The organism is Brevundimonas sp. (assembly GCF_032107865.1).
Taxonomy (GTDB): domain Bacteria; phylum Pseudomonadota; class Alphaproteobacteria; order Caulobacterales; family Caulobacteraceae; genus Brevundimonas.
Genome location: NZ_DAMCNG010000336.1, coordinates 1 through 1,908, shown reverse-complemented (window position 1 = coordinate 1,908; position 1,908 = coordinate 1). Strand labels below are relative to the sequence as shown.

The following is a 1,908-nucleotide window of genomic DNA, read 5'->3' as shown; positions in this document are numbered from 1 at the left end:
CGCAGCCTATCCGGCGCCCGACGGCTTCGCCCTGCCCGCCTATGTCGCCCGGCCCGAAGGCCCCGGTCCCTTTCCCGTCGTGATCGTCGTGTCCGAGATCTTCGGCGTGCACGAATACATCCGCGACGTCTGCCGCCGCCTGGCCAAGGCGGGCTATGCGGCCGTGGCCCCCGCCTTCTTCGTCCGCGTGCAAGACCCGGCTCCGCTCAGCGACATGCAGGCGATCATGCGCATCGTCGGCGCCGCCCGCTACGACCAGGTCATGGGCGACATCGGCGCCGGACTGGACTGGATCGGCGCCCAGTCCTGGGCGAAAGCCGACAAGGTCGGAATCACCGGCTTCTGCTGGGGCGGCAAGGTGGTGTGGCAGGCCATGGCCCGCTTCCCGACGCTGGACGCGGGGGTCGCCTGGTACGGCCGCCTATCCCCCGCCGCCACGGCCACCGACGAACAGAAGGCGGCGGGCCGCCCCTGGCCCATCGACCTGGCGGGCGAGCTGAAAGCCCCCGTGCTGGGCCTCTACGGCGGTGCAGACAGCGGCATTCCCAACGATACGGTCAAGACGATGAACGACGCCCTGAAGGCCGCCGGCCGGACCAACAGCCAGATCATCCTCTACGACGACGCCCCGCACGGCTTCCATGCCGACTACCGCGCCTCCTACCGCGAGGCGGACGCGAAGGACGGCTGGCGGCGGCTGCTGGCGCTGTTCGATTCGAGATTGAAGGACTGACCCTTCCTTCCGCTCACCCCGGCGGACGCCGGGGCCCAGTGCTTTGGCCGCAAGCGCAGCGCGGGAAACTAAGCAAAGAAAAACGGCCCGGCGCGTCTGCACCGGGCCGTCGTCGTTTCAGCGCGCGAAGACCATCAGGCCTTGGCGTCGAAATTCCCGCCGGTCGTGTTCGGATCGGCGTAGGCGCCGCCCGCCGCCGAGCCCGATCCCTTGGCCGCGACCACCACCATGGCCGCGCGCACGGTGCGGCCGAACAGAGCGTAGCCCGGCTGCAGCGTCTGGATGACGGCGCCGCCCGGCACGGTGTCCGAAGGCTGCTCCATCATCGCCTGATGCAGGTGCGGATCGAAGGCGTCGCCCGGCGCCGGATCGACGCGGGTCAGGCCGTTGGCCTCAAAGGCCGACAGCAGGGATTTCTGCGTCAGCTCCAGCCCGGTGAGCATGGCGGCCGCCGGGCCTTCGGCGTCCTTGGGCACCGTCGCCAGGCCGCGCTCCAGGGTGTCGGCCACGCCCAGCAGATCCTTGGCGAAGCGCTGAATGGCGTAGGCGCGGGCGTCGTTCTGCTGCGTCTCGGCGCGGCGCTTGACGTTCTCGGCCTCGGCCACGGCGCGCAGAGCGCGGTCCTTCCACTGGTCCCGCTCGGCGATCAGGGCGTCCACCACGGCGGTGTCGTCGCCCTCGGGCGCGAGGTCAGCCTCATGGATGTCCTGTTCGAGTTGATCCCGCGTCTCGTCGTTGATGTCGTTCACGTCTCTTGTCCGTCCAGAATCCGGCCCAGCACCCGGGCGGTATAGTCCACCAACGGTATGACACGGGCGTAGTTCAACCGCGCGGGCCCGATGACGCCGATGGCGCCCAGCACCCGCTGCCGGCCCGACATATAGGGCGCCGCGATCACGGCGGAACCCGAAAGCGAAAAGAGTCGCGTTTCCGCGCCGATATAGATGCGCACGCCCTGGGCCGCGCCGACGTCGTCCAGCAGGCCAATCAGCTGTTCCTTCTGCTCCAGATCGTCGAACAGCACGCGCACCCGCTCCAGATCCTCGGCCGCGCGGGCGTCCTGCAACAGATTGCCGCGCCCGCGCACGATCAGGTTGCGGTCGTGGCCCCCGCCGCCCGCGCCGCCGCTCCAGGCGGCCAGTCCATCCTCGACCAGACGGGCGGCGGCGGCGTCC

3 protein-coding genes are annotated in these 1,908 nt (G+C 70.1%); 1 reads left to right on the top strand and 2 read right to left on the bottom strand.

Annotation, left to right across the window (positions count from 1 at the left end; genetic code table 11):
- On the top strand, positions 1-733 hold a 733-nt coding region (locus RT567_RS16410), incomplete at its 5' end, for a dienelactone hydrolase family protein (protein WP_313577266.1).
- A 134-nt stretch (positions 734-867) separates the two neighbouring features.
- Here the strand turns inward: RT567_RS16410 and grpE are convergent.
- Together grpE and RT567_RS16400 are read right to left on the bottom strand one after the other, a co-directional pair.
- A complete protein-coding gene (gene grpE, locus RT567_RS16405) occupies positions 868-1,482 on the bottom strand; it encodes a nucleotide exchange factor GrpE (RefSeq protein WP_313577265.1) in 615 nt (204 codons plus the stop codon).
- On the bottom strand, positions 1,479-1,908 hold a 430-nt coding region (locus RT567_RS16400; protein ID WP_409516191.1), incomplete at its 5' end, for an HrcA family transcriptional regulator. The genes grpE and RT567_RS16400, both read right to left, overlap by 4 nt.